The organism is Flavobacterium sp. LM4, from assembly GCF_002017935.1.
Lineage (GTDB): Bacteria > Bacteroidota > Bacteroidia > Flavobacteriales > Flavobacteriaceae > Flavobacterium > Flavobacterium chungangense.
On sequence record NZ_MUFW01000014.1, the window covers coordinates 1 to 3,475 of the forward strand.

The 3,475-nt window shown below is 44.9% G+C and carries 2 tRNA genes and 2 rRNA genes; all 4 read left to right on the forward strand.

Annotated elements, in window-relative coordinates:
* Positions 1-481 precede the first annotated feature (481 nt).
* Positions 482-1,991: ribosomal RNA gene (locus BXU10_RS24675) — 16S ribosomal RNA — on the forward strand.
* 126 nt (positions 1,992-2,117) lie between these two features.
* Positions 2,118-2,191 (forward strand) — tRNA-Ile (locus BXU10_RS24680).
* Between the two features lie 142 nt (positions 2,192-2,333).
* Positions 2,334-2,406 (forward strand) — tRNA-Ala (locus BXU10_RS24685).
* A gap of 158 nt (positions 2,407-2,564) precedes the next feature.
* Positions 2,565-3,475: ribosomal RNA gene (locus BXU10_RS24690) — 23S ribosomal RNA — on the forward strand; the annotation flags it as partial.

Genomic DNA, 3,475 nt, shown 5'->3' on the forward strand with positions numbered 1-3,475 from the left:
ATAAAAAGGCTTGGTAAAGTGGATAAAGGTTGTACTTTTGCACCCGCAACAGCGAAGCGTTCATCGAAATACTGACAGGCAAACGAATTTAAAGGAAAAGAAATTTTCTAAAAAAAAAGATTCAAAAAAGCTTGTGAGATTTGAAAATGCTTTTTACATTTGCACCCGCAAAACACGGAAAGTTCATTGAGGTATTGGAAGGAAAATTAGAAAAAGGAAACGAAAAAAAAGTTTCAAAAATTTTTAAATTTTTTCTTGCGAGAAACAAAAAGAAGTTTTACTTTTGCACCCGCTTTGAGAGATAAACGATAGGCGAAAAGAATAAAAAATATTACGTTCGTAGACATATTGAATTGACAGCCGCTTTAACAGAGATGTTAAGGCAAAAGAATAAGAGTAATAGAATCGGAAGATTCGATAAGAACCGATAGATACTGATTCGAATAACAATACGATTTGATGTAAATTAAATCAACAATATACGATGAAGAGTTTGATCCTGGCTCAGGATGAACGCTAGCGGCAGGCTTAACACATGCAAGTCGAGGGGTATTTATCTTCGGATAGAGAGACCGGCGCACGGGTGCGTAACGCGTATGCAATCTACCTTTTACAGAGGGATAGCCCAGAGAAATTTGGATTAATACCTCATAGTATTACGACCTGGCATCAGGATGTAATTAAAGTCACAACGGTAAAAGATGAGCATGCGTCCCATTAGCTAGTTGGTAAGGTAACGGCTTACCAAGGCTACGATGGGTAGGGGTCCTGAGAGGGAGATCCCCACACTGGTACTGAGACACGGACCAGACTCCTACGGGAGGCAGCAGTGAGGAATATTGGACAATGGGCGCAAGCCTGATCCAGCCATGCCGCGTGCAGGATGACGGTCCTATGGATTGTAAACTGCTTTGTACGAGAAGAAACACTCCTATGTATAGGAGCTTGACGTATCGTAAGAATAAGGATCGGCTAACTCCGTGCCAGCAGCCGCGGTAATACGGAGGATCCAAGCGTTATCCGGAATCATTGGGTTTAAAGGGTCCGTAGGCGGTTTAGTAAGTCAGTGGTGAAAGCCCATCGCTCAACGGTGGAACGGCCATTGATACTGCTGAACTTGAATTATTAGGAAGTAACTAGAATATGTAGTGTAGCGGTGAAATGCTTAGAGATTACATGGAATACCAATTGCGAAGGCAGGTTACTACTAATTGATTGACGCTGATGGACGAAAGCGTGGGTAGCGAACAGGATTAGATACCCTGGTAGTCCACGCCGTAAACGATGGATACTAGCTGTTGGGGGCAACTTCAGTGGCTAAGCGAAAGTGATAAGTATCCCACCTGGGGAGTACGTTCGCAAGAATGAAACTCAAAGGAATTGACGGGGGCCCGCACAAGCGGTGGAGCATGTGGTTTAATTCGATGATACGCGAGGAACCTTACCAAGGCTTAAATGTAGTTTGACCGATTTGGAAACAGATCTTTCGCAAGACAAATTACAAGGTGCTGCATGGTTGTCGTCAGCTCGTGCCGTGAGGTGTCAGGTTAAGTCCTATAACGAGCGCAACCCCTGTTGTTAGTTGCCAGCGAGTCATGTCGGGAACTCTAACAAGACTGCCAGTGCAAACTGTGAGGAAGGTGGGGATGACGTCAAATCATCACGGCCCTTACGCCTTGGGCTACACACGTGCTACAATGGCGGTACAGAGAGCAGCCACTGGGCGACCAGGAGCGAATCTATAAAACCGGTCACAGTTCGGATCGGAGTCTGCAACTCGACTCCGTGAAGCTGGAATCGCTAGTAATCGGATATCAGCCATGATCCGGTGAATACGTTCCCGGGCCTTGTACACACCGCCCGTCAAGCCATGGAAGCTGGGGGTGCCTGAAGTCGGTGACCGCAAGGAGCTGCCTAGGGTAAAACTGGTAACTAGGGCTAAGTCGTAACAAGGTAGCCGTACCGGAAGGTGCGGCTGGAACACCTCCTTTCTAGAGCCTTAGTGTTAGCATTTGTGCACGCTGAGGAAAAAAGATGAAGATCTTTAAAGTTCTGAATTGAAAGATTGTATTACTCTTGCTGTTAATTTAAAAAAAAATGAAAATTAAGTAAAACAGAGTCTCGTAGCTCAGCTGGTTAGAGTACTACACTGATAATGTAGGGGTCGGCAGTTCGAGTCTGCCCGGGACTACTTTTTAAAATCAAATTGACAATTATTAATTGACAATTGATAATTAAAAAGACTGATTAGCTTAATTAAAAGGAAATTTTAGAGGTTGAGTAACCGTTTTAAGTACTGTTAACTGAAAACTGTTAACTGACAACTAAAAAATGGGGATTAGCTCAGCTGGCTAGAGCGCCTGCCTTGCACGCAGGAGGTCAACGGTTCGACTCCGTTATTCTCCACGAAATAATTGACAATTATCAATTGATAATTATTAATTGTTAAAGTTCATTGACATATTGAGATAAGAAATAATAAAAAGTAGAAAGCGTTTTTTGTTATAGTAGAGATACAAACAACAAGAAACAAAAAAAACGGTCATATTAATTTATGATTGGTACAATAAGCAAAATAAGGGCGTATGGGGATGCCTAGGCTCTCAGAGGCGATGAAGGGCGTGATAAGCTGCGAAAAGCTACGGGGATCGGCACACACGAATTGATCCGTAGATACCCGAATGGGGCAACCCACTATGTTGAAGACATAGTACACCGATAGGTGGGCAAACCCGCTGAACTGAAACATCTAAGTAGGCGGAGGAGAAGAAAACAAAAGTGATTCCGTAAGTAGTGGCGAGCGAACGCGGATTAGCCCAAACCAATGTTGTTACGGCAATGTTGGGGTTGTAGGACCACGATATTTTATGTACACGGAACCGGAACTGACTGGAAAGTCGGGCCATAGAGGGTGATAGCCCCGTATGGGTAACAAGTATAATAGATAGTGGTATCCTGAGTAGGGCGGGGCACGTGAAACCCTGTCTGAATTTGGCGGGACCATCCGCTAAGGCTAAATACTCCTGAGAGACCGATAGTGAACCAGTACCGTGAGGAAAGGTGAAAAGAACCGTGAATAACGGAGTGAAATAGATCCTGAAACCATACGCTTACAAGCGGTCGGAGCCCTTTCGTGGGGTGACGGCGTGCCTTTTGCATAATGAGCCTACGAGTTAACGTTGCTGGCAAGGTTAAGTGGTTAAGCCACGGATCCGTAGCGAAAGCGAGTCTGAATAGGGCGCTTTAGTCAGTAGTGTTAGACGCGAAACCGTGTGATCTACCCATGGGCAGGATGAAGCGCTGGTAACACAGTGTGGAGGTCCGAACCGGTTGACGTTGAAAAGTCTTCGGATGACCTGTGGGTAGGGGTGAAAGGCCAATCAAACTCGGAAATAGCTCGTACTCCCCGAAATGCATTTAGGTGCAGCGCTGGCGATAGTTATATAGAGGTAGAGCTACTGATTGGATGCGGGGG